This window comes from Streptomyces sp. NPDC001532, assembly GCF_040298625.1.
GTDB lineage: Bacteria > Actinomycetota > Actinomycetes > Streptomycetales > Streptomycetaceae > Streptomyces.
Genome location: NZ_JBEPAL010000009.1, coordinates 29,930 through 53,046 on the forward strand (window position 1 = coordinate 29,930; position 23,117 = coordinate 53,046).

The 23,117-nt window shown below is 70.8% G+C and carries 15 protein-coding genes and 1 pseudogene; 11 read left to right on the top strand and 5 right to left on the bottom strand.

Translation table 11 applies throughout. From position 1 onward, the window contains the following. Positions 1–87 precede the first annotated feature (87 nt). The gene (locus tag ABT232_RS11220) at positions 88–3,789 is read right to left on the bottom strand and encodes a HEAT repeat domain-containing protein (RefSeq protein ID WP_351838958.1); all 3,702 of its coding nucleotides are present in this window, start codon (positions 3,787–3,789) and stop codon (positions 88–90) included. Positions 3,790–3,948: 159 nt separating this feature from the next. After that, complete coding sequence (locus tag ABT232_RS11225; protein ID WP_351838960.1) at positions 3,949–4,263, bottom strand: hypothetical protein; 315 nt, start codon at positions 4,261–4,263, stop codon at positions 3,949–3,951. Positions 4,264–4,790: 527 nt separating this feature from the next. On the opposite strand from ABT232_RS11225, the gene ABT232_RS11230 reads away from it, so the two are divergent. Continuing rightward, positions 4,791–5,240: a hypothetical protein gene (locus ABT232_RS11230; RefSeq protein ID WP_351838961.1), complete on the top strand. Its 450-nt coding sequence runs from the start codon at positions 4,791–4,793 to the stop codon at positions 5,238–5,240. After that, on the top strand, positions 5,237–7,264 hold the full coding sequence (locus ABT232_RS11235) for an NACHT domain-containing protein (RefSeq protein WP_351838963.1): 2,028 nt from the start codon (positions 5,237–5,239) through the stop codon (positions 7,262–7,264). The genes ABT232_RS11230 and ABT232_RS11235 overlap by 4 nt, the downstream gene beginning before the upstream one ends. Positions 7,265–7,360: 96 nt before the next feature. On the opposite strand, the pseudogene ABT232_RS11240 reads toward ABT232_RS11235, so the two are convergent. Further along, a pseudogene (locus ABT232_RS11240) lies at positions 7,361–7,748 on the bottom strand (threonine--tRNA ligase); the annotation flags it as partial. Further along, positions 7,745–9,853 (bottom strand): SpoIIE family protein phosphatase, encoded by a 2,109-nt coding sequence (locus ABT232_RS11245; RefSeq protein ID WP_351838964.1) that lies wholly within the window; start codon positions 9,851–9,853, stop codon positions 7,745–7,747. The gene ABT232_RS11245 and the pseudogene ABT232_RS11240, both read right to left, overlap by 4 nt. A 555-nt stretch (positions 9,854–10,408) precedes the next feature. Between ABT232_RS11245 and ABT232_RS11250 the strand changes: the two genes are divergently transcribed. The 7 genes from ABT232_RS11250 to ABT232_RS11280 are packed head-to-tail and all read left to right on the top strand — an operon-like array spanning position 10,409 to position 18,880. After that, positions 10,409–11,941: a glycosyltransferase family 2 protein gene (locus tag ABT232_RS11250; RefSeq protein WP_351838966.1), complete on the top strand. Its 1,533-nt coding sequence runs from the start codon at positions 10,409–10,411 to the stop codon at positions 11,939–11,941. Next, positions 11,938–12,945, top strand: a complete 1,008-nt coding sequence (locus ABT232_RS11255; protein WP_351838968.1) for a glycoside hydrolase family 26 protein — start codon at positions 11,938–11,940, stop codon at positions 12,943–12,945. Before ABT232_RS11250 ends, ABT232_RS11255 begins: the two co-directional genes overlap by 4 nt. Beyond that, a complete protein-coding gene (locus ABT232_RS11260; protein ID WP_351838970.1) occupies positions 12,942–14,672 on the top strand; it encodes a hypothetical protein in 1,731 nt (576 codons plus the stop codon). Before ABT232_RS11255 ends, ABT232_RS11260 begins: the two co-directional genes overlap by 4 nt. Then, a complete protein-coding gene (locus tag ABT232_RS11265; protein WP_351838972.1) occupies positions 14,669–16,213 on the top strand; it encodes a glycosyltransferase family 39 protein in 1,545 nt (514 codons plus the stop codon). Before ABT232_RS11260 ends, ABT232_RS11265 begins: the two co-directional genes overlap by 4 nt. Before the next feature lie 33 nt (positions 16,214–16,246). Further along, a complete protein-coding gene (locus ABT232_RS11270) occupies positions 16,247–17,563 on the top strand; it encodes a UDP-glucose dehydrogenase family protein (protein ID WP_351838974.1) in 1,317 nt (438 codons plus the stop codon). 20 nt (positions 17,564–17,583) lie between these two features. Then, complete coding sequence (locus ABT232_RS11275; protein WP_351838976.1) at positions 17,584–18,345, top strand: polyprenol monophosphomannose synthase; 762 nt, start codon at positions 17,584–17,586, stop codon at positions 18,343–18,345. A gap of 10 nt (positions 18,346–18,355) precedes the next feature. Then, on the top strand, positions 18,356–18,880 hold the full coding sequence (locus tag ABT232_RS11280) for a GtrA family protein (RefSeq protein ID WP_351838978.1): 525 nt from the start codon (positions 18,356–18,358) through the stop codon (positions 18,878–18,880). Between the two features lie 144 nt (positions 18,881–19,024). Here the strand turns inward: ABT232_RS11280 and ABT232_RS11285 are convergent, their stop codons facing one another. Then, a complete protein-coding gene (locus tag ABT232_RS11285) occupies positions 19,025–20,041 on the bottom strand; it encodes an RNA-binding protein (protein WP_351838980.1) in 1,017 nt (338 codons plus the stop codon). Positions 20,042–20,187: 146 nt separating this feature from the next. Here ABT232_RS11285 and ABT232_RS11290 point away from each other — a divergent pair, with 146 nt between their 5' ends. Both ABT232_RS11290 and ABT232_RS11295 read left to right on the top strand, forming a co-directional pair. Continuing rightward, on the top strand, positions 20,188–20,403 hold the full coding sequence (locus ABT232_RS11290; protein ID WP_351838981.1) for a hypothetical protein: 216 nt from the start codon (positions 20,188–20,190) through the stop codon (positions 20,401–20,403). Between the two features lie 1,453 nt (positions 20,404–21,856). Then, on the top strand, positions 21,857–23,056 hold the full coding sequence (locus tag ABT232_RS11295; RefSeq protein WP_351838983.1) for a hypothetical protein: 1,200 nt from the start codon (positions 21,857–21,859) through the stop codon (positions 23,054–23,056). Positions 23,057–23,117: the final 61 nt, after the last annotated feature.

Sequence of the window (23,117 nt, forward strand, 5' to 3'; positions counted from 1 at the left end):
CCGAGATCGGCAGGGCAAGATGTTTCTGCACCCAGGCCGGCAACGACGTGCCTGGGTGCTTCTGCCCGACCGAGCGGTGCGGCCTGGTCAGGAACCGTCCGACGGCGGCGCAGGCAATGCCGGCCGCTCCTCGGACTCGATCGCCGGAAGGCAGGAGTGCAGCGCCTTCGCGGCTTCCGCGCGGACCTCCGCTGCCAGTCCGGGAGCCTCGGCGAAACGGCGCAGCAGGGCCACTTCGGCTGGGCCGCCGCTCAGGGCGAGGCGGCGGACCACCGTGAGCCGGGAGAAGTCGTCGAGGGTGGCGTCCTCGGCCAGGGTGTGCAGCAGTGCCGGGAGGCGTGGGTCGTCGAGACGGGCGAGTTTCCTGACAGCCGACCGGCGGGTGAAGGAACCGAGACCGGGGTCCAGTGCGAGGTCGTGCAGCAGGTCGGTTCCGCGGGGATCGTGCAGGTCGGTCAGGTCGTCGGCGGCTTCGAAGCGGTGCTCGTCGTCGAGCGTGCCGTCGCGGGCCAGTGTGCAGAGCAGGTCGGCGCCGAGAGGATCACCTCGCTCGGTCAGGTTGTACGCCGCCGCGGCCCGGTCCCTCGGCAGGGCATCGACGTCGAGCGCGAGCGCCACGAGCAGCGCGGTGGCTTCGGGAGCGCTGTGACGGGCCAGCGTGCGCGCGGCCGCATAGCGCAGGGCGGATTCCAGGCTCGGGGAGGAGGCCAGGTCGCACAGCAGGCGCCGGGCATGTGGCAGGTGGCTGCGACCGAGCGCCTTCATGGCCGCCTCCCTGCTCGCCGGCCGCAGCGCCGGGTCGGCGGCCAGGGCGTGCAAGCGGTACGGGGCCCGTGCGTCCTCCTGGTCCATGAGGGCCGTCGCGGCGAGCGTGCGGGTGGACTCGGCGGCATCGGTGTCCGCCGTCAGGTCGAACAGGAGGTCGCCCACCTCGGCCTCCGTCCGTTCGGTCAGTGCGGCAACGGCGCGGGCCCGGCAGACACCGTCGAGAGTCGTCCAGGTCGCGAGGTCGCGCAGCAGTTTCGGAACCCGCTCGTCGTCCTGCCCGCACAGCCGCAGCAGCACGAAGGCCCGTACGTTCATCTCCAGTGTGCTGTCGAGCACCAGCGTGTGCAGCGCGTCGGTGCCCCGTGGATCGCTCATGTCGGCCAGTTCGAAGGCGGCCTCGACGCGGACGGAGGAATGCAGACCGGCGTCCGTCGCGAGACGTTGGAGCGCGTCGGCCGCGCACACGTCCGCGACGTCGGCCAACTGCCGGACCGAGAAGTGGCGGTCGAGCAGGTCGCGGCTCTCGTCGCGGGCCAGGCCGTGCAGGACGTCGGAGGCGTCCTCGCGGTTCAACGAGGCCAGCGCGGAGGCCGCTCTGGCCCGCGAGCCCTCGTCCCAGAAGTCTCCGCTCACGAGGTGCCCCGGCCCGGTCAGCGCGAGGGTACGCAGCAGTTCCCGGCCCCGTCCGTCGCCCGTCCGCGCGAGATCCCATGCCGCTCTGACCCGGGCGTGACCATCGAGACCGGTGTCGCCGGCCAGGGAGTACAGCACGTCCGGCAGTCCTGGATGCCCTCGATCGGACAGTTCCCCGGCCGCCCACCGGCGGAAGCTCTCGCCGAGGCCGCGGTCGTGGGCGAGCGCGAGGAGCAGCTGCGCGCTGCGTGGGTCGTCGTCCTCGACCAGGCGCCGGGCGGCCCATTGCCTGGCCTGGGAGTGGCGGTGGACGCCCTGGTCCATCGCCAGGGCGAACAGCACATCGGGCAGCCGGTGGTCCCCGAGTGTCTCCAGCTCCGTCGCCGACGTGACCCGGTACACGGCGTCCACGGAGGCACAGGTGGCAATGGCGTGATGGGCGTCGGCGGCGCGGGGATCGCGCCACGCCGCCAGACGCATGGCCGCCGCGCTGCGGTCGGCATCGTCGCCTCGCCCGCTGACCGCGAGGCGGTACAGCACATCGGGAAGCCGTGGATCCTGAAGGTCGCCCAGCCGGTCGGCCGCCCACAGCCGCTGCGCGGAGTACTGGGCTTCGCTGACGGCCAGGTTGTGCAGCATGTCGCGCACCTGCGGGTCGCCCAGCTCCAGCAGCTCCGCGATGGCGGCGACCAAGGCGGTTCCGTTCAGCCCGCCGGACTGGACGAGCCGGTGGAGGCTCTCGCGGAAACCGGGTTCGGGGAGCCGGGTCAGGGCGATGACGGCGCGGGTGCGCTCGTCGTCGGTCCTTCGTCGGCTCCGGGCGACGCCCGCGAGTCCGCGCACCACCCTCTCCAGCAGGTCGACCGGCAGGTTCGTGCCGATCCTGGCGATCTCCGCGGCGAAGAGACAGCCCTCCAGACCGTTCCGGACCGCCAGTCGGCGCAGCTTCGCCAGCGCCTTGCGCCGTACGTCCGGCGAGGCCGTGTCGATGACGAAGCCGACGTAGGACGGGTCGGCACCGTGCCACTGTGCCAAAATCCGCCGCACCGGGCGCGCCCGCCGGCTGCGCGTGGTGTGGCGGGCGGCGCAGTACTCCATGAGCGTCTGGTGGGCGAAGACGTGGTCGCCGGCGTGGAAGGTCAGAAATCCGCTGTGGCTCAGCGCGGTGGCGAGGAAGTCCCGCCATACGTCCTCGGGGACGGGATAGGGCGGCGGCTGGGCGTCGGGGTGTGCTTCGACGATCTCGACCGCGCTGAGCCGGCTGCCGTCGCGCCGCTGGGCCGCGAGGTGGTCGATGAGGTACGGCAGCCGGCTGAGGGTGTGCTCGGCACGGTCCACCGCGGTCTTGCCGTAGCGCTCGAACCCGGCCGGCAGCTCACGGGGGCTGCCCGGCTCGGCGGGGTGGTACTGGCGCTTGTGCAGCAGCCGGGCGAACTCGGCGTAGATGTCACCGCGCACGCCGGGCAGCGGCTGCTCGGGGGCCGCGGCACGGAGTTGGCACAGCAGGGACGCCGTGAGCGGGATGCGCGCGAGGCCGGCCAGGCGTGACCGGTTCAGGTCGCCGACGAAGAGGTGTGCCTGGTGGGACGGTTCGGCCATCCCATGGGCGTCGAACCATCGTCGGGCGACGTCCTTCAGATCGGTGAGCTGGAAGCGTTCCAGCTCGTAGCGAGGGATCTCGGGGCCGAGAACCGACAGTTCGTCGTCGGGGAGCGGGCGGGTGGCGATGACGAAGCGGTAGCGGGTCCTCTCTTTCTTCTTCCGGGAGTGCTGCGGCTGCGGTGTCCGCTGGTCCTGCTCGATACTCATGAGGGCCCTCAGCACCTTGCGGCGTCGGGTCGGATCGGCGATCTCGTCCAGCTCGTCCACCAGGACCAGCCAGTGGGCGTGGGGTCGGGGCGGCGCCTGGAACAGTTCCAGAGGGATCGTGTCGACCAGGCCCGGCAGTTCCAGGCGGACCGCGAGCGACAGGGCCTTGGACAAGGAGCGGCCCTCCAGGGCGGCGGCGGGGACCACCACCGGGACGGGGCCGTCGTGCGCTCCGTCCAGTTGCCGGCGTACGCCCACCGCCAGCAGGGTGCGCAGCAGACTGGACTTGCCACCGCCTGCCCCGGCGAGCACGACGCAGGTCTGATGGCCGTTCAGGATCCGTTCGACGGCTCCGTTCTCGAGCGGGAGACCGTTCACCGCCATGTTGCCCAGGCGCTGGTGCACGTAGACGTCGTCCAGTGATGGCGCACGTCCTGGCAGCGCGGCAGGATAGGGGTGCTCCGTGGAGGCGTCGGCGGCGGCCGTCAGATAGTCGGCGAGCCGGCTCTCGTGCAGGTCGGCGTCGTGGCCGCGTCCGCCGAAGTAGTTGATCTGTGTGTTCCGGGTGCCTTGCTGCACGGCTGCAGGACCGTGGAACGTGTTGCCCGCCGGCTCGGCGCGCGCGTCATCGCCGTATCCGGCAACGGGGTTGCCACCGTCTTGCCCATCGGCCTCATCCATCAGTCGACGCCGTCACCTCACCGGTCACACGCTCGGCCCAGGACCCGACCAGCCTACTCACTCGGGGCGCTCGTCGAGCCCGTAGTTCACGGGCGTGAAGGCGTCCGCGGGCGGACCGGGACGTTCCGTGCCCGCTGGTGGTCGCGTGATGTGCGCGGCGCGGCAGCGGACGGCCTCCTCCGGGGCGAGAGGGAAGAGCACCTCGGTGCGGGCGCCGTCGCCGAACTCCAGGGTGCGGATGCCGTACGCGGACCCCTCGACCCGGTACTGGCGGTCCCCCTGCTGCTCAACCCTCGCCTCGGGTCCGCGGTGGTCACGGACGCCGCGTCGACGACGATCGAGGTTCCGGTCTGGGCGGCGTACGCGGAGCACACGGCCGAGGGCGGCCGGGTGGCGGAAGTGAAGTCGCCGGCCGACTCGTACCAGCGCGGCTCCCACGTCACCGAGACCGTCACCGAGAGACACCGCCGTCCGCCCAGTCCCCCTCGCCGCCGACACGGCGAAGCACTGCATTGTCCGGGGACCATGGAAACCTGATCCCGGCGCACCCGGCCGGCCAGGTTCCGTACGGGGCGAAGGCGAGGACGGCATCAATGGACGGCCGGGCGGCTCGTTGTCGTGCTCGGTGACCTGATGGCCGATGAGGTGCGGGCCACGGAGGCACGGCGGGATGCGTGCGCGCGCCGGCGCACCCCCGGAAGGAGGGGACAAGTCCGCCTGCTTCACTCGTCCCCCTTCTGTAACAGAGCGTACCCCGGTCGGGACGGAGCGTGGGCGCCGGTTTACCCTGATGCACGCCGCTGTCGCCGCATGGGGTTGTTCGCGGGGGACGGTGACGGCGGAGTCATGTCGACGGACGCGGGGCGGATGCCCCGCGTCCGAGTGGGGGGAAAACACTCGTGGACTGGCAGAGCTATCTGACACAGGTGGTACCGCTCGTGGGCCCCACCGTGCTCGCCCTCGCGGTGACCGACGGGTACCAGACGGGCAAGGAACGGTTGGTACGCCTCTTCGGCCGGGGTGAGGCCGAACGTGAGAACGCGGTGCGGGCCGACCTGGAAGGAACCACAGCCGCGCTTGCCGCCGCCCCGGACGAGGAGGCGCGCGAGCGAGCCCGGGCGGAGCACGCCCAGGCATGGGAGGAGGAGTTCACCCGGTTGCTGCTCGTCCTGGACCCCGCGGAACGGCAGCGGGCGGCGAGCGAACTGCGGGAGATCGCGCGAGAAGTCGGTCCGCCGGCGCAGTCCGGTGACATCTCGCTCTCCGGGAACACCTTCCACGGACCCGCCAATGTCCAGGTGGGTCACCACAGTCACCAGGTGAACAACAACTTCGGAGCGCCGAGGTGACGGCCCCGGGCCAGCCGCACCATGAGTTCCACGGCCCGGTCAACGCGCAGTTCGGCGCCAACTCCACTCAGATCAACAACAGTTACATGCTCACCCCGTCACGCCTCGACAAGGCGGCGGACAAGCTGTCCGCCTCCGTCCTGGAATCGTGGAATCAGGAGGCGTACCGGCGGGGCCTGGTGTCACCGCCGCCGCTGCCTTGTCGCTGGCAGGTGAGCAAGGAGCAGCTCACCGGCCGGGTCGCCGCGGCCACCGCGGAAGGGACGGAGGCCCGGTTCACCCCGCTCCCCTGGCTCGAGGCGGCCACGGAGGAGAAGATCCGGGCGGGTGGCGCGATCCCCGAGCTGTACGAGGTCTACGGCGGGCTCGCCTCCGGCCGGATCCTGCTGGTCGGCCCGGAAGCCGCCGGCAAGTCCGCCGCCGCCGTGCTGCTGCTCCGCAGAGCCCTCGAGGCCCGGAGCCGGGTCGAGGCGCCGCGAGAGAGGGCGCGCCACCCCGTGCCGGTGCTGTTGTCGCTGAACGGCTGGGATCCGCACGAGGAAGAGCCGATCGACTGGGCGGTCAGGGTTGTCTCCCGGCGGTACAGGCAGCGGCACGTTCGGGCACTCCTGGCGGCCGGGCGCATCGCGCTGTTCCTGGACGGACTGGACGAGGTCACCAAGGAGGTGCGCGTCGAGGCGATCACCGCGCTGGCGGCGCTGCCGGCGCGTGTGCTGTTGGTCTCGCGGACGGTGGAGGTGCTGGAGATCGCCGGCGCCGACGAGGCGCGGCTGAGCGACGCGGTCGCCCTGGAGCTGCAACCGACAGCTCCCGACCACGCCGTCGGCTACCTGCTCCACCGGATGCCCGACCCGCCTCCCGTCTGGCGGGAAGTCACCCGCCGGTTGGAGAGGGAGCGCAAGAGCCCTCTGGCCAGGGCACTGTCGAGCCCCCTGGCGATCAGCCTGTTGCACGAGCAGCGGTCCGACATCCCGATGGTGGAGGAGATCCTCCGCCTGCGTCATGCCGCCGCCATCGAGAACCGTCTGCTCGATCACGCGGTCCGGTTCGCGTACACCCCCAGGAAGGGCGGCAAGAGCCCTCCCTGCAGCCCCGAGCAGGCCGAGCGCACGCTCAGGTACATCGCCGCACGGCTCAGCGAGGAGGAGACAACCGACCTGTGCTGGTGGCAGATCCCCGCCTGGGGCCGCCGGCGGTTCAGGGCCTGGGTCACCTGGTCGCTGTCCATGTCGATCTACCTGGCCCTCGCCGCGTACATGCTGCTTGCCGGGGAGGGTGCCCTCCGGATTCCGGCGGCACTCGCCCTGCTGGCGGGGGCCGCCGTGGACACGGTCCTGCGGCTGCGGCAACTCGACCGTCCGCCACCGCTGCACAGCGCAGGCTGGAGGGACGTGTTCCCCCGCGGTGCGATCGCCCTGGGAGGCGCCGTCTACGTCACCGCGGTCGTGCTGCTTGCGGGCTCGCGGTGGTTCCTCGGCAGTCCGGCACCGCTGTTGTGGTCCTTCCTGACCGCCGTGCCGTTCGGTCTCGGTGCCGCGCTGCACAGGGGCAGCGGCGCGACACTGATCGGCCGAACCGTGCTCGCTCCTCACCTGCGGTTCCCTTACGAGATTCCCCCGGAGGAGTTCCGGCCGTCGCCGACGGCGGCGAGCCGGGTCATCGGCCCGATCGACGTGTGGCGTCACCACGTGTGGCTGCGCCTGCCCCTGGGCCTGCTGGTCGGCGTGGCCATCGGCGTGTTCTGGGGCGCCCAGGCCGGTGAACTCGGCGGGCTCTGGGTCGGCGTCGCCTTCGGCGTGGCGAGCGGCGCCGGTCCGGCCGTCAGGTGCGGGGTGGTGCCCAACTCTGCCGTCGCGACGGGCCTGACCGCCCTGCAACTCGCCCGCAGCGAAGGCACTCCCGTGCGCCTGATGGCGTTCCTGAAGGACGCCCACGAGGAGCGCAACCTTCTGCGGGTGACCGGACCCGTGTACCAGTTCCGGCACTCCCGGCTCCAGGAACGCCTGGCCGGGCGACCGCGGTGATCAGCCGGGAGCCGCGTCCTAGACCGGCTCCCGGCCCCGCGGCGAAGCTGCGGACGACGGTCTGGGGGACGACAACGGCCATCGGTCAGCAGGGCGGTGGACCGCTGCCACTTCTCGGGGGCGGCGACGGGTCAGCCCGCCGAGCACGCCCGAGAGTTCGGAGCGGTACATGCCTCCCAACTCGGCGATGCGTGGGGGCAGCTCTTGGTAGCTGTGGGAGCGGGAACGGTAGATCACCGCGCGATGAGGGCACAGGCTCGGCCGCAGCACGACCTGCTCTGCTCCGAGGTCCATCCGGGGGAAACATGTCGTCGCTGTAGTGCGCCCAGTGCCCGGAGATCTCGTACGGCTCCCGCTTGCCGAGGAACGGTGAGTAGACGTGGCGGTATCCCGCTCGCCGCTCCGCGGCGCGGATGTACTCCTCCAGAGTGTGCCGTACGGTCGCGCCGTCGGGCAGCCAGTACGACAGAAGTCTCCTGATCAGGCCTCGACGCGATGGGGCTGAAGCAGGAGCAGGGCGATGTCGTCGGTGTGGTGGTCGGCGCGGTGAGTGTGGTGGATGAGGCTGTCCGCGAGTTGGTGGAGGGGAAGGCCGCTCGACTCGCCGAGGTGGTGTGCGAGGTCGGCGGTGGTCTCGGTGATGTCGGTGCCGGGGTCTTCCACGACGCCGTCGGTGTAGAGGGCGAGGAGCGCCCCCGGAGCCAGGGCCGACGTGGTGGGTGGGTAGGAGTGGGTCCCGATGCCGACACCGAGTGGTGGACCGGGACGGATGTCGACGACATGGGCGCGGTTGTCGGGGTGCCGCAGCAGCGGGGGCGGGTGCCCGGCGCTGGCGACGGTCACCTCGTGGCGGGCGAGGTCGAGGTGAGCGTAGAGACACGAGACGAACCGGCTGGAGTCGAGGTCGGCGAGGTCGCGGTCGGTGCGGGCGAGGACCTGGCCGGGAGTGGCTCCGGCCGTGGCATGGGAGTGGACGGCCATGCGGACCAGGCCCATCAGGGCGGCTGCCGTCATGTCGTGGCCTTGCACGTCTCCGATGACCGCCGCGGCGGTGGTGCTGGTCAGGCGGATGAGGTCGTAGAAGTCGCCGCCGATGTTGATGCCATGGCTCGCCGGGAGGTAGCGGGCGGCGACATCCAGTCCGCTGACCGTGGGCAGAGCGTGGGGCAGCAGGGTCTGCTGGAGAGCGTGCGCCAGGTTGTGCTTGGCGTCGTAGAGGCGTGCGCGGTCCAAGGCCTGGGCGATGAGCGCCGCCAGCGGCGTGAGGATGGAGCGCTCGGCAACGGTGAAGGGGTGAGGGTGGTCGTAGGCGAGGAGGAGGCAGCCGATGGGCCGTCCGGAGGTGAGCAGCGGCAGGAAGGCCAGTGCCTGCTTGTCGCTGATCTGCGGTGCCTTGGGGTAGAGGCGGACAGCTTCGCTGCGGTTGGCGAAGAACGAGGAGGCGCCGGTGGCCAGGGCGCGCCCGGCAGGGGTCAGATCGGCGTCCGTGGGCAGGCCGTCGTAGCGCTCGATGACGGCGGGATCGTAGCCGCGGTAGCCGATGATCTGGATGCGACCGGCGTCGGCGGTGGACATGATCATGCCGTCAGCGCCGAAGGCGGGCAGGATCTGGTCGGCAACCAGGTCGACGACATCCTGGACACCGACAGTCTCCGTCAGCGCGGCCGCCAGAGTCATCAGAAGGTGGATACGGCTCTCCTGCGGCGCGCCGGCCGACGTCTGCGGCCTCCCGGCGGACTTGGCCGAGCGCTCGGGTGTGACGAGGATGCTGGTGCCGCTTTCGTCCGCGTGGAGGCGGAATTCCAGCCACCGGTCCGGCGGGCGCAGGACGCTCAGGGCGACCGCCTCGCCACTGCTCATGGCCGTGCGATACGCGTCCATGTACGTGACGTTGTCGAGCCAGGGCAGTGTCCGCCACGGCTGGGTCCCGAGGAATTGCCGCGCGGGCCTGCCCAGGAGCCTGGCGGCCGCGGTGTTCACATGGGTGACGCGTCCCTCCAGGTCGAGGGCGAGGGCGCCGAGGGGCAGGCGCTCCACCAGGCCGGCCGCCGAGTGTTCCGACTGCGGTGGCGGCTCTCGGTGGTGGGTGGAGACGAAGCCGGGACGGTCCGGAACGACCGGAGGGCATGGGGCCGAGTCCAGAAGGTCGGCGATGCTCCGCGCGCTGAAATCGATGTGGTCGCGCTCGCCGCCGCTGAACACAGGTGAACGGTCAGGAGGCCACATCAGCACCAGTGCGCCGCGGCAGTGCCGGACTTCGCGGAGCGGGGCGATCGCCATGGCGAGGTGATACGGCCGATTCGCGGCAGCGCGCGGGTAGTCGCGGGCCAGTTCCTCCAAGGAGCTCACCCAGACGAGCCGCTCGCCGCGTACGGCGTCCTGCATCGGACCATGCGCGGCGAGAGGAATCCGCCACCATGGCTCGAAGGCATCGATCGGCAGGCCGCACAGCGCGGCCATGCCCAGCACCTCTTCGGCCGGATCCACCACGTACACGGCTCCGGCCCTGGCATCCGAGCGGCGCACGGCCGCCGCCAGGGCCTCACCGAGCGGATAAGCCACGCCTGACCTCTCACCGGGGCCGGTCATGTGGCGCACCAGCTAACGCCCATGTTCAGAACGCTAAGCCCGGACGGTGGCGAGGGCATGTGGATCAGCCGCGCCGTGTCGGGGACCCTCGTCTTCGAAGGCCCCGGGCCGGGACCCAGGGCCCCCGACCCAGCGGAAGCAGTGGGCCGCTGATCGGGGCGTTGCCTTCGTGAGGGCGGCGAGCACCGGTGTGTCCGGCGGATGAGTTGCTCGCCGCGCGGAACACGGTGGTGTGGAATCGGCGCATACAGCCCGGATCATCCGGATACGAAACCTGTTAGTTACTCCACGTTTTCAACGAACGTATGGGACATTCAACATTTTACCGGGCATAAGTCTGTACACAGCCCTTACGTCATTCACACCTCTCGGATAACCTTCCCGATCTAGCCCCTTTGTTCGAAAGGGGCTCTTTGGGGTGGGGATCAACACGGGCCGACGGCCCGGAGGGTAGGAATGTCATTCATTGACTCTGCCCGCATGTCCGAAGAGGCGGGCGCCGGGGGGCGCCGGTCCGCACGGCACGGAGGAAGGCGTGGCGCCGAGCAGGCGCCGATGGGGCTGTTGCCCGCGCCGCCCTCGCATGCGGAGAAGTATTCGTATGTCAAACGGCGCCTGTGGGTGCTGACGCTCGCGTCGATCGTCAGCTTCGGCTGTCTGACGGTCAGCCAGGTGGCGCTCGCGAAGGCCAGCCCGCTGACGTGGATCTTCGCTCCGCCGCTGTTCTTCACCGTCGTCTACTACCTCGTGTCGCTGCGGGTGAACGGCTTCACGCGCGACTTCGACTTCGAGTACCACCAGCAGATCGTGCGCGGCTGGCGGCCCCAGGTGTATCCCACCGTCGACGTCTTCCTGCCGGTGTGCGGGGAGCCGATCGAGGTGCTGCACAACACCTGGACCCATGTGCGCCGGCTGGCCGACCGGTATCCGGGCACCTGTGTGCCGTTCGTCCTGGACGACGGCGCGAGCCCCGAGCTGGCCGCCATGGCCCGGGACTTCGGGTTCCGCTACGGCACCCGGGAGAACCGCGGCTGGTTCAAGAAGGCGGGCAACCTGCACTTCGGCTTCGGGCAGTCGGACGGCAAGTACATCCTCATCCTCGACGCCGACTTCACGCCGCGCTCCGACCTCCTGGAGGAGCTGCTGCCGTACATGGAGGCGGACGAGCGCATCGGGATCGTGCAGTCCCCGCAGTACTTCCGCGTCCTCGACTCGCAGAACTGGATCGAGCGCGGGGCCGGTGCCGTGCAGGAGCTGTTCTACCGGTCCGTCCAGGTGTCCCGGCAGAACAGCGACGGGGCGATCTGTGTCGGGTCCTGCGCCATCTACCGGCGTGCGGCCCTGGAGACCAACGGTGGCACGACCCTCATCGAGCACTCCGAGGACGTGCACACCGGGTTCGATCTGCGCGGGCTCGGCTGGGACCTGAAGTACGTGCCGGTCGCGCTGTCCACGGGCGTGTGCCCGGACGCCGCCGGCGCCTTCTTCAACCAGCAGTACCGCTGGTGCTCCGGTTCGATGTCGCTGCTCGGCAGCAAGAAGTTCCGGGACGCGCCGATCCGGTTCTCCAGCCGGCTCTGCTACATGTCCGGCTTCTTCTACTACATCCACACCGCGCTCTTCACCTTCATCGCGCCGCTCGTCCCCGTCGTGCTGCTGCTGACCAGCCCCGAGATGCTGCAGGTCAAGCACCTGGTGTGGGTGTTGCCCAGCATCATCTACACCACCCTGATCTTCCCCATGTGGCACAAGGCCCCCTACCGCCTGGAAGCCTGGTCGGCCCGGCTGATGTACGGCTGGGCCCATGTCTTCGCCATCTGGGACATCCTGCGCAAGCAGCGCATGGGCTGGCAGCCGACCGGTTCCAAGGGCGCGAAGAAGAACAAGACCCGCCGGTTCTGGCTGGGCCTGTGGATCTGGAGCGGCGGCACCGCCGTGGTCTGGGTCGGCGCCGCCGTGTACCGGCTGTTCACCGGCTACCCGCCCGACTTCGCCCTCGTCCTGTCCTCCGGACTGTTCTACGCGCTGGTCGTCGCGCGAGCGCTGATCCAGCCCAAGGAACACCACTCGGCGGGTGAGGCCGCGTGATCCGCAAGACCCTCCTCTCGCTGTGCCTGGCGGTGACGGCCGTGACAGGGGTCTCCGGCTGCGGCATGCTCGGCGGTGACGACGACCCCGCGGCCCGGGCCGCCGAGGAGCCGGCCGCCGACTCCTCCGGCGCCGCCGAGGCGGACCTGCCCTACGACGTGACGCCGCTGCTGCACCCCGAGAAGGACTACTTCGGCGTCGCCGTGGACGGCGCGCCCACCTCGATGAAGCCGGTGGACAGCTTCGCCGAGACCGTCGGCAAGAAGCCGAACCTGGTCGGTTCGTACTCGGCGTGGGGCGACGGCTTCAACGCCGAGGGCGCGCAGAACGTCCACGAGGACGGCGGGCTGCTGTACGTGTCATGGGAGCCGTTCGAGCCCGGCCTCGACAAGATCGCGAACGGTTCGCAGGACACGTACATCAAGAAGTACGCGCAGAGCGTCCGCGAGACCGACGTGCCCGTCGCGCTCAGCTTCGGGCACGAGATGAACGGCCATTGGTATCCGTGGGGTACCAAGGACACCACCGCCGAGACGTTCGCGAAGGCCTGGCGGCACATCCACGACGTCTTCCAGGACGTCGGCGCCACCAACGTGATCTGGGTGTGGAGCCCGAACGTGATCAACCCGGTGTCGTCCGTGGAGCTGAAGCCCTACTGGCCCGGTGACGCGTACGTCGACTGGGTCGGCATCGTCGGCTACTGGACCCGGACCGGCGCCCACACGTTCGACACGCTGTACGGGCCGACGCGGCGGCAGATCGCGACGTTCACCGACAAACCGGTGCTGATCAGTGAGACCTCCGCGGAACCCGGCGACCGGCGGCGCGCCGATGTGCGCGCGCTGCTCGGCGGAGTCGAGCAGGACGAGGACGTCATCGGCTTCCTGTGGTTCAACATCCCCAAGCGGGCCGACTGGCGCATCCAGAGCAGCCCGCTCGCCCTGGCCGAGTTCAAGCGACTCATCGCGGACGACGCCTTCGGATTCGAGGTACCGCGCGCGTGAACCCCCATCAGCAGGGCGGCGGACACTGGACGGACCAGGACCGCCAGAACTGGCAGCAGCACTACCCGCCGTATGGCGAAGAGCAGCAGGGATACGACCAGCAGACCCAGGCGTACGGCGACCAGCAGGCCTACGAGCAGGCGTATGGTCAGCCGCAGTACGGCCAGCAGCAGTACGGCCAGCAGCAGTACGCCGGGCATCAGGCGCAGGGATGGATCCCGCAGCAGCCCACGGCCGCCCAGCAGCAGACGTACACCACCCCTCCGCAGTACCGGTACCAGCGCCCGCCCGACGAGGACGCCGACGCCGAGTACTACGTGCCGGAGTACACCGTCCTGGAGCCGGAGCCGGAACCCGATCCGGGCTATGTGCTGCCCGAGGTCCCCGTGTCGTCCTGGTCGGTCGACAACAGCCGCTCGGCGTGGATCAGCCGGGGCGCCCTGGTCCTGATCCTGCTGGTGCAGGTGGGCCTGTCGTACCGGCTCGACGCGAGCGCCTTCGCCCAGGAGGCGAAGTTCCTCATGTCCGAGGGCGAACTGCCGGGCTTGATCGCGCAGTTCGGCCTGTCCGGAGTCCGGGCGCTCAGCCTGGGCTGGGCACTGGGCGCGACCGCGCTGCTGTTCGGCGCGACCCGGATGCTCTTCAACTCCCGGGCCGGCCTCGCGGCCGCCGCCATGTACTCCGTACTGGAGTCGACCGCCTTCACCGGCCGGTACGCCTCCTTGCACTCGCTGTCGCTGTTCCTGCTCGCCGCCGCCCTGTGGCTGCTGGCCAGGACCCGGCAGGCGAACCCGGCGGCGGTGCTGCTCGCGGCGCCCTTCGCGGCGCTCGCGCCGTTCGCCGCGTACTCGGCGGCGCTGTATCTGCCGACGATGACCGTGCTCGCGGTGCTGACCGCCTACCGCTTCCGCGGGGCCGGCGCCTTCGTACGCGGCGCGCTGTTCGCGGCAGCCACCGGCGCCCTGTACTTCGTGGGCGTGCAGCTCGCCGGCAGCCCGAGCGGCTGGAACGCGCGCGGCGCCGACAGTGCCTTCCAACTGCTCGAGAACAGCGCCGAGTGGGGCGGGGTCGTCCTGTTCGTCGCGGTGATCGGCGCCGTCGGCTACTTCCGGCGGGCCCGTATGGGCGAGATGCCGTGGGCCGAGGGCGACGCCCCGGGCGCGGTCCGCCGTTCCCTGCTGGGCCTGACGATGTGCGGCACCGCCCTGCTCGCCCCGCTCTACCAGGCCTGGCTGGGCAACGGCAGCTCGCTGCACATCCACATCGGCTTCGGGCTGCTCTTCGCGGTGCCGATGGCGGGCCTCGGCATCTCGCGGATGATGGGTGCCCACTTCCGGTACCCGCAGATCGGCATCATGATCTATGTCGCCGCGCTGGTCATCGGCATGGCGCAGACCCGCGAGCTGTACCGTCCGCCGGACTCCGCCGCGATGATCGGCGCCCTGCGCGAGGTGGTGGACGGCAAGGGCGACTACCTCACCGACGACCCGGAGATCTCCGCGTACTACCTGCGCGCCCAGACCCGGCCCGCCCAGTGGCACCAGGCCGAACGCGGTCGGGCCCTGGCCGACGCGGTGAAGAAGGGCTCCTACGACGCGATCGTGCTGCGCGCCGCCGACGTGCCCGACGCGCTGCGCGGCAACGACGACTACCGGCTGCTGGCCGTGCTCCGGGACTCCGGCACGAGCAAGGGGCAGGAGCCGTACCGGATCTGGGTGAAGCGATGACGGCGTACACACCATCGGTCGACGAGACCCTGGACCAGGCGCCCGAGGAGGGCGGCGGGCGCGCCGAGCGGCGCCGGGCCGCCGGCCCGTCCGGCAGGGGGTCGGCGTGGCTGGTCTTCCTGCTGCCCACGCTGGCCGCGGCCGCCTGTGTGCTGCCGGGCCTCGGTGAGCGCCAGCTGTGGCGGGACGAGCACGCCACCTGGTGGGCGTCCTCGCTGTCCTGGCACGACCTGGGCCGGCTGATCGACAACATCGACGTCGTCTTCACGCCGTACTACGCGTCCATGCACCTGTGGATCGCCGTCGCCGGGGACTCGCCGGCGGCGCTGCGGCTGCCGGAGGCGCTGGCCATGGCGGTCTCGGCCGGTCTGGTCGGGCTCCTCGGGCGGCGGATGTTCGCGGTGCGCACCGGCGTGCTGGCGGGGCTGCTGTTCGCGGTGGTCCCGGCGATCGCCCGGTACGGGCAGGAGGCCCGGCCGTACGCCTTCGCCACGATGTTCGCGCTGCTGGCCACCCTGCTGCTGATGCGGGCGCTGGACAAGCCGAGCCTGCGCACCTGGACGCTGTACGCCCTCGTCCTCGCGGCCACCGGCTTCAGCCACCTGGTGGCGATGTCGGTGCTCGCCGGGCACCTGTGGCTGGTGATCCTGGCGAAGAGGCGCGGCGACCGCATCGCGCACTACGCCTTCGCCGGGGCGGCCCTGCTGGGGCTGTCCATCACCTTCCCGATGGTCGCGCAGGGCAGCGGGCAGAGCGGCCAGATCGCCTGGAACGTCACGACGGCCGAAGACCTGACGTCGTTCCCGGAGAACCTGTTCGGCTCGTGGATCACCGGCGGCGCCGTGATGGCGCTCGGTCTGATCGGCCTGCTGGTGGCCGGGCGGTACGCGGTGCTGCTCGCCGCCTGGGCGGTGCTGCCACCGGTCCTCACCTTCGTCACCGCCAACCAGCTCCACCTCTTCCTGCCGCGGTACCTGCTGTTCACCATCCCGGCCTGGACGCTGCTGGCGGCCGCCGTGGTCACCCGGGCCGCGGGCCGGCTGGACCCCGGGGCCCGTCGGGGCACCGGCGCCCAGGCCCTGGGCGGGGTGCTGGTGGCGGCCGTCGCGGCCGGGTACGCCTTCGTGGCCTGGCCGGGGATCGGCGACGCCAAGGAGGACCTGCCGATGGAGCCGGACTTCCGGGCCGCCGCCGACGTGATCGTCGAAGGCCGGAAGTCCGGCGACGGCATGATCTTCAACGGTGGGATGTCCGAGCGCCGGGCCATCGCCTACGAGCTGCGGGACCGCGAGGCACCCGAGGACGTGCTCATGGAGTGGACCCCGCAGCAGAACGGCTCCTACGGCGCCAGTGAGTGCAAGAACCCCGGCCGCTGTCTCAAGGGCGTCGACCGGCTGTGGCTCGTCTCCACCATCAGCGACGGCAGGCCGACGCTGACCGGCATGAACGAGAAGACGGCCGACGCGATCGAGAAGTCCTTCAAGGCCGGGCGCACGGTGAAGCTGAACCACGTCGTGGTCCAGGTCTTCGAGCGCAAGTAGCGGCTGACACAGACTTACGAAGGAGGCCGCTGGATGCGGCTCACAGTCATCGGCACCGGCTATCTCGGTGCCACCCACGCCGCCTGTATGGCGGAGCTCGGACACGAGGTGCTCGGGGTCGACGTGGACCCCGACAAGGTCGCCGCTCTGCAGGCCGGCCGGGTGCCGTTCCACGAGCCCGGGCTGCCCGAGCTGATCGCCGAGCACACCGCGAGCGGACGGCTGCGGTTCACCACCGACTACGCCGAGGCCGGCGCCTTCGGCGAGGTGCACTTCGTGTGCGTCGGCACCCCGCAGCGCAAGGGCTCCGAGGGTGCCGACCTGACCTACGTCGACGCCGCCTTCGCGGCGATCGCCGAGCACGCGGCCGAGGACTCGCTGCTGGTCGGCAAGTCGACCGTGCCGGTGGGTACGGCCGGGCGGCTCGCGGACACGCTCGACGTCGAGGTCGCCTGGAACCCGGAGTTCCTGCGGGAGGGCTTCGCCGTCGAGGACACGCTGCGCCCTGACCGGCTGGTCCTCGGCGTGCGGTCCTCGCGCGCGGAAACGATCCTCCGTGCGGTGTACGAGCCGGTCCTGGCGGCCGGCACCCCGCTGGTCACCGCCGACTTCCCGACCGCCGAGCTCGTCAAGACGGCCGCCAACGCCTTCCTCGCCACCAAGATCTCCTTCATCAACGCGATGGCCGAGGTGTGCGAGGCCGCGGGCGGCGATGTCGGCGTCCTCGCCGAGGCGATCGGGCACGACGAGCGGATCGGGAAGAGGTTCCTGCGGGCCGGTGTCGGCTTCGGCGGGGGCTGCCTGCCCAAGGACATCCGCGCCTTCGCGCACCGCGCCGACGAGCTGGGGGTCTCGCTGGCGTTCCTGCGCGAGGTGGACGCGATCAACATGCGCCGCCGCGACAAGGTCGTCGAGCTGGCGCGGGAGCTGTGCGGGGGTGCGGTGCTGGGGGCCCGTATCGCCGTACTGGGTGCGGCCTTCAAGCCGGACTCGGACGACATCCGCGACTCGCCCGCGCTCAATGTGGCCGCCCGGCTGCGCCTCGACGGCGCCGACGTCACCGTCTACGACCCCAAGGCGCTGGACAACGCCCGCAAGGCGTTCCCGCTCCTCGGCTACGCGATATCGGCCGAGGAGGCGCTCAGGGGAGCCGACCTCGTGCTGCATCTGACCGAGTGGCCGCAGTTCCGGGAGATCGACCCCGAGCACGCGGCCTCGCTGGTGGCCCGTCCCGTGATCGTGGACGGCCGGGGGGCGCTCGACGCGGACCGCTGGTCCGCCGCGGGCTGGCACTTGCGCGCGCTGGGCAGACCCGCGCCGCTTGCGGAGAGGTCCCGTCAGGGGCTCTAGGGGAGGGAACGGAAAGCGACATGCAGGACTACGACAGACATCCAGGCGTACCCGTCACCATCGTGATGCCGACCTACAACGAGGCGGCGAACCTGCCGAGGATGGCCGAGCTGGTGCTCGGTCTGCCGGTCGACGGGCTGCATCTGAAGATCGTCGACGACTCCAGCCCTGACGGCACCGGGCGGATCGCCGAGGAACTCGCCGAGAAGTACAACCGGGACGGGCGCCGCCGCATGAGCGTGCTGCACCGCACCGAGAAGGACGGCCTCGGACGCGCGTACGTCGCGGGCATGACCGCCGCGCTCGACGAGGGCGCCGCGTACGTCGTCCAGATGGACGCCGACGGCAGCCACCCGGTGGAAGCGGTCCCCCGCATGCTGGGTACGGCCGTGGCCTCAGGCGTCGGTCTGGTCGTCGGCAGCCGGTACGTCGAGGGCGGGTCGCTGGACGAGGAGTGGGGCAAGCATCGCGTTCTGCTGTCCCGCTTCGCCAACCGGTACGCCCGGACCGTGCTCGGCACCAAGATCCGGGACATCACGGCCGGGTTCAACCTGTGGACGGCCGCCACGCTGCGGGACGTGGACCTCGCGACCCTGGACAGCGCGGGATACAGCTTCCAGGTCGAGCTGAAGTTCAAGGCCGTGCGGGCCGGGCACAGCGCCGTCGAGATCCCGATCCGCTTCGAGGAGCGCACCGAGGGTGTCTCCAAGATGAACCTCTCGACGCAGATCGAGTCGGCCCTGGTGCCGCTGCGGCTGCGGATGCGCAACCGGCGGGGCTGAGCCGGGCATCATGAGCGGACGGCACGCGCTTCCCTCGCGGTTCGGCAGGCTGTACCGGGAGATAGCCAAGTTCGGCCTGGTGGGGGCCTCGGGATTCGTGGTCAACCTCGGGGTCTTCAACGTCATCACGGGCGTCCTCGGATGGGCGCCCGTGAGGGCGGGCGTCCTGGCGACGGCCGTCGCCATCCTGACCAACTACCTGGGTCTGCGCTACTTCACCTACCGGGACCGCGACCAGGACGCGCGGATGCGCCGGCGCAAGGAGATGAGCCTCTTCCTCTTCTTCAGCGCGATCGGCCTGGTCATCGAGAACGGAGTCCTCTACATCACCACGTACGGCTTCGGCCTGGACGGCACCCTCGCCACCAACGTCTGCAAGTTCCTCGGCATCGGCGTCGCGACCCTGTTCCGCTTCTGGTCGTACCGGACGTGGGTCTTCAGGACGGTGGCCCGACGGCCGGAACACCCCGCGCCGGTGGCACGCGGCGGGGCACCCACCGAGCCCGTCGCCAACGCCTCTTGGGAGCCCCGCTGAGGGGCCGAGTTGGGCCGAGCGTCCCGAGTACGGCGCGACCGTCAGGAGCTACGACGTCCACCGCGCGGTCCTCGATGACGGCGTCCGCGATCCCGCAGGGTTGGAGCCTGGGTCGGGCAAGGGAAGCAGCCGCGGTCCTGAGTACTACGAGAGTCGGAGTTCCTGGGCCGAGTCGTGGAGGGATCGCTCAGCCTGCCAGCGGGCCCGTACGACTCCGTCGCTGTCAGGCATGACAGCGGAGAGGAGAGGGACGCGTTCATCGGCGTACATGGGCAGAAGCGCTGCCGCATGGGCACCGGTGATCCGGGCAGCCAGTTCCGGGAACTCGTCCTCGTCAGCGACGCCGCTGTGGATCCGGCCGTCCGTGTCCTGCCAGACGCCTTCGACGAGGCCCTCGGCGGGGAGGCCGGCGAGGACGGCGGCGGTGTCGGTGGAAAGGTCCGGCCACACGGCCAGGCGCGCGCGGGGAGCGAGGGCGGCGCGAACCGTGTCGATGGTGTCGCTGGTGAGGCGATGCCATCGCGAGGCGTTCTGAACGTGGATCTCTTCCAGGAGTCCCGCGCGACCGCCGGCCACCGCACTGTGCAGGACGGCCCAGAATTCGTCGTCGCCCGGCCGTGGAACGCCGTCCTCGTCGGGCTCGAAGTCGTAGGGAGACTCGTCAAGGGATTCCGGGAACAGCCCGAGCTCGCGGGTGCGGGCCAGCGCCGCATGGCAGGGCTGACTGCTGCCGATGTACATGTACTGGTCCCACCCGACGTGCACGGCGAACGCCCCCTCAACCTCCAGCCGGCACCAGGCGCCACTGTCCCGCAGCATGAGCCGCACCAACTCCACCCCTGTGTCCAGCGACACCTCTGCTCCGTCGTAGAAGCCGGCGAGACCGCCCGGAAGGAGCGTGCCGAGACCGAAGCCCTTCAGAGGCGGCTCGACGCCGAAATGGACGAACGACGAGACCTCCGGCTCGCGCACGGACAGACGGTCGACGCCCGTCTCTGCGGCGAACGCCCGAACTGCCTGAAGGTAGGCCGCCTCGACCTCGCCGTGATCGCTGGTCACGTCCTCCAGGCCGGTGTAGTGCCCATACTCGTCACGGTCGGCGGGGTCGTACTTGGTGACGCGATAGACGTGGGAGAGCTGCACACCGACATCGTCCAGCATTGCCCGAGGAAGTGCCACGGATTTGAGATCAGGGCCTCAACACGCACCGCGCGACCGCCCAGAAACCTGGTGGCCGGCGCGCTCGCGGCCACACACCCGGCGCAGCACACCGTGCGTGCGGCCTGAGGCCACGGCAGGCTGACGGCATGGCCACCGATCGCCCCGTCACCGTCTACCCGCCCTCCGACGACGGCGGCCGGCGCATCCGCCTGAACGGGCGGTTCGTAGGGATCGCCTACAGCGTCCTGGACGTCACCGCGTTCATGCAGGAAGCCGGGCTCCAGGACTGGGACGAGATGGATGTGGTCCGGTCCGCCCTCATCGAGTGGCGGGGCGGCGGCCCCGAGGCCTGGGCAGTTTGAGGCCGCTGTGCGATGTCGTTCACGGGGCCAGCAAAGCGGCACCCCGGCTTGCCGTGGGGCGGTTCCCCCGCTCCGCGACGGAGCGGACACGACCAGCGGGCTGAGGGGCATCGCAGCTACCGGGCTCGCCATCCGGCGGGCGCCGGTCATGGCCCGGCAAACGCATCGGGGCGCTCGGCCGCTCTCCTGCCCGAAACCGGGCGCGTCGAGCAACACGGGGTGGCAACGGTTCGCCGCATCGTCGCCTGGAGTGACGTCCGTGCGACGGCGTCTTCACAGCGGGCGGCGAGGACCAGCGTGGCGGCGGCCGCCGTCCAGCCGGCTCTGCGCAGGAGGCGGCTCGCGGCTCACCGGTCGTCGCCGATGTCGAAGTCGGCGCTGACGGGCATGCCGCCCCACTCGAACGCGATCAGCAGGTACGTGCCCAGGGCGGCCAGGCCGTCGTACAGTTTTTCGACATGAGGGGCGGGGGCCCGGCCCGTTCCGACAGACCCGGAACAAGGGCGAAGGTGAAATGTGCACAACTTGCGGCTCCTGATCCGGCTCGGATGCGTCGCCGTGTCGGCAGTCGCACCGTTGGCGGTTCTCTACTACTTCCTTCTCGGTGTGTTCGAGGCGCAGTCCGGAGCGAGCACGCAGAGCGTGACCGGTGGGCGGGTGCCCTCCAGATCGCCGCTCCCGCAGCGGTCGTCGAGTTGGGAATCACCGTGGTCGTGCTGCTGTGGGCCAAGGCGATGAGCACCGATCCGGCGTCACGGTACGCTCGCGCTGTCGCGGTCGCAGTCGCCGCCCTGTGCGCCAGTGTCCCGACCTCGCTGTTCGTGGGCCTGGCGGTGTGGCCCGTGGTCCTGTTCAGCTGCATTGTGCCTGCTGGTCTGGCCGCCCCTGCCCTCATGCGGCCCTCAGCCGCGACCACACTGCCTGCCTGAGCGGGGGCGTTCGCAGCAGACGCATGCTCACCGGACGACGCCCAAGCCCCGGGTGGATGGTGGGGTCATTGTTCCCGACAGTGGACATCAGGTGGCGTGCGGGGAGGCGGTGTGAGTGGGGGTGCGCTGGACGGTCCTTGCTGGCGTCGGCGAGGTCGGAGGTGGACGCAGCCCCGACACCATCGCCACCCTCATCGACATCGACGAGCGACGTCTTGCCTGGGCCACCCGCGCAGAGCGTCCCTCGGCGTTGTCGGCGCGCGACGGTTCCTTCTCTCCTTCGCTTCGCAGCTCAGCACGATGCGCCAACGAACATCCATGACGGTGTCTCACGTAGCGATCCAGGCGAGCTTCTGCGCCACCTGCCACCGCTGCCCGTCGGATCTGGCTGGTAGCTTCGCTGAACGATCAACGCCGAAGGTCGACCGGCGCCGTCAGCGACGACCGGGGGGGGCTATGAGGCCGCGGTGACGAGACCGGGGGAGGCAGAAGCGATGGAAATCCCGAAGCGCACAAGAACGTTCATGAACGTCGTGCTGTGCCTGGCGGCCGTCGCCGGCACAGGCTTCGGCGGAAGCGTGCTGTGGGACGAGTGGCGAACCCACCGTGAGGTTGCCGACGGGTGCGCGGGCCTCGTAGCGGTGGACGACGTGCGGGACATGGACTACGCGGAGCGGGACCTGCGGCAGAGCGAGCAGCTGGACCTTTCCGACCTGCCCTCGTCCTGCACTCTGCGCAACGCGGGGACGGGTGACCGGCGCTACGGCATCCCGCTGCTGAGGCTGCGCGTCGATGCCGGTCCGGAACGCGAGAGTGCCAACGTCGTCACGCGAGACGGCTTCGAAAGGCCCGAGCGCTGGCAGCGCATGGAGGTCCCGGCCGGCGGCGGGGTGCCGGCCCTGGTGGGCACCGGCGCCACGACCGTCCGGCTGGGCTGTCCCGACGGCACGTACCAGGACGGCCCCGTGGGCACGCTCGAAGTCACCGCCAGGGCCGCGTACACCGGGCTGTGGTCGTACGAGGGCCGCACACCGAGCGAGGACGAGCGCCACCGGGTAGCGTCCGTCGCGGTCCGCGCCGCCAACGAAGCGGCGGGAAAGCTGGGTTGCTCGGCTCGCGCGGCGGCCCTTCCGAGCCGCCTACCGGCCGTCCCGGCGCTGGGTCCGGCCGCCCGAGCGACGGGGACCTGCGCCTGGTACGCACGGCTGAACTCCCCGGCCGCCGAACGGCCTTGGCTGCCCGAACAGGTGATGGCGACGGCGGCCACCGACGAGGCGTGGCGTGAGCGGTGCGTCCTGGCCATGACCACCGGCCGGGCGCAGACCCTGTTCGACCGCTCCTACGACAGCGACAGCAGCCGCGCCAGCTTCCGGCCCGGTCTGGAACCGCAGTATGACTGGTGGGCCGACGTCCAGACCTTCTACGGCCAGGACACCCCTGACGTGTACCTCACCGACGTAGCCCTGCGCGACGCTGACGACCGGCCCGTCGCCCCGGGTACCGCGGGCCGCGGCGACCAGGACGGCACCACGTGGTGGGCGACCTCCGTCTGCGACGGAAGGCCCGCCGTCCACGTCCTGCGCGCGCAGTACGTCTACGCCCGCGCGGCCGCCCCGCACCTGGAGCACCTCTTCAGGGCGTACGTCCAAGACGTCACCACCCGCCGCGACTGCACGGGCCTCAAGTTCCCGGCCACCGCGGACTTCTCGCTCGGCAGCGAATAAGGGGCGACGGCCGGTCACTGGTCCCGGCGCCAGGTGTCGCCGGGCAGACGGCTACATCGAG

Coding starts and splice junctions, on each gene's coding strand:
- ABT232_RS11280 (WP_351838978.1), top strand. CDS start 18,356: ATGAGCGGACGGCACGCGCTTCCCTCGCGGTTCGGCAGGCTGTACCGG.
- ABT232_RS11275 (WP_351838976.1), top strand. CDS start 17,584: ATGCAGGACTACGACAGACATCCAGGCGTACCCGTCACCATCGTGATG.
- ABT232_RS11290 (WP_351838981.1), top strand. CDS start 20,188: ATGGCCACCGATCGCCCCGTCACCGTCTACCCGCCCTCCGACGACGGC.
- ABT232_RS11270 (WP_351838974.1), top strand. CDS start 16,247: ATGCGGCTCACAGTCATCGGCACCGGCTATCTCGGTGCCACCCACGCC.
- ABT232_RS11295 (WP_351838983.1), top strand. CDS start 21,857: ATGAACGTCGTGCTGTGCCTGGCGGCCGTCGCCGGCACAGGCTTCGGC.
- ABT232_RS11265 (WP_351838972.1), top strand. CDS start 14,669: ATGACGGCGTACACACCATCGGTCGACGAGACCCTGGACCAGGCGCCC.
- ABT232_RS11245 (WP_351838964.1), bottom strand. CDS start 9,853: ATGACCGGCCCCGGTGAGAGGTCAGGCGTGGCTTATCCGCTCGGTGAG.
- ABT232_RS11250 (WP_351838966.1), top strand. CDS start 10,409: ATGGGGCTGTTGCCCGCGCCGCCCTCGCATGCGGAGAAGTATTCGTAT.
- ABT232_RS11285 (WP_351838980.1), bottom strand. CDS start 20,041: ATGCTGGACGATGTCGGTGTGCAGCTCTCCCACGTCTATCGCGTCACC.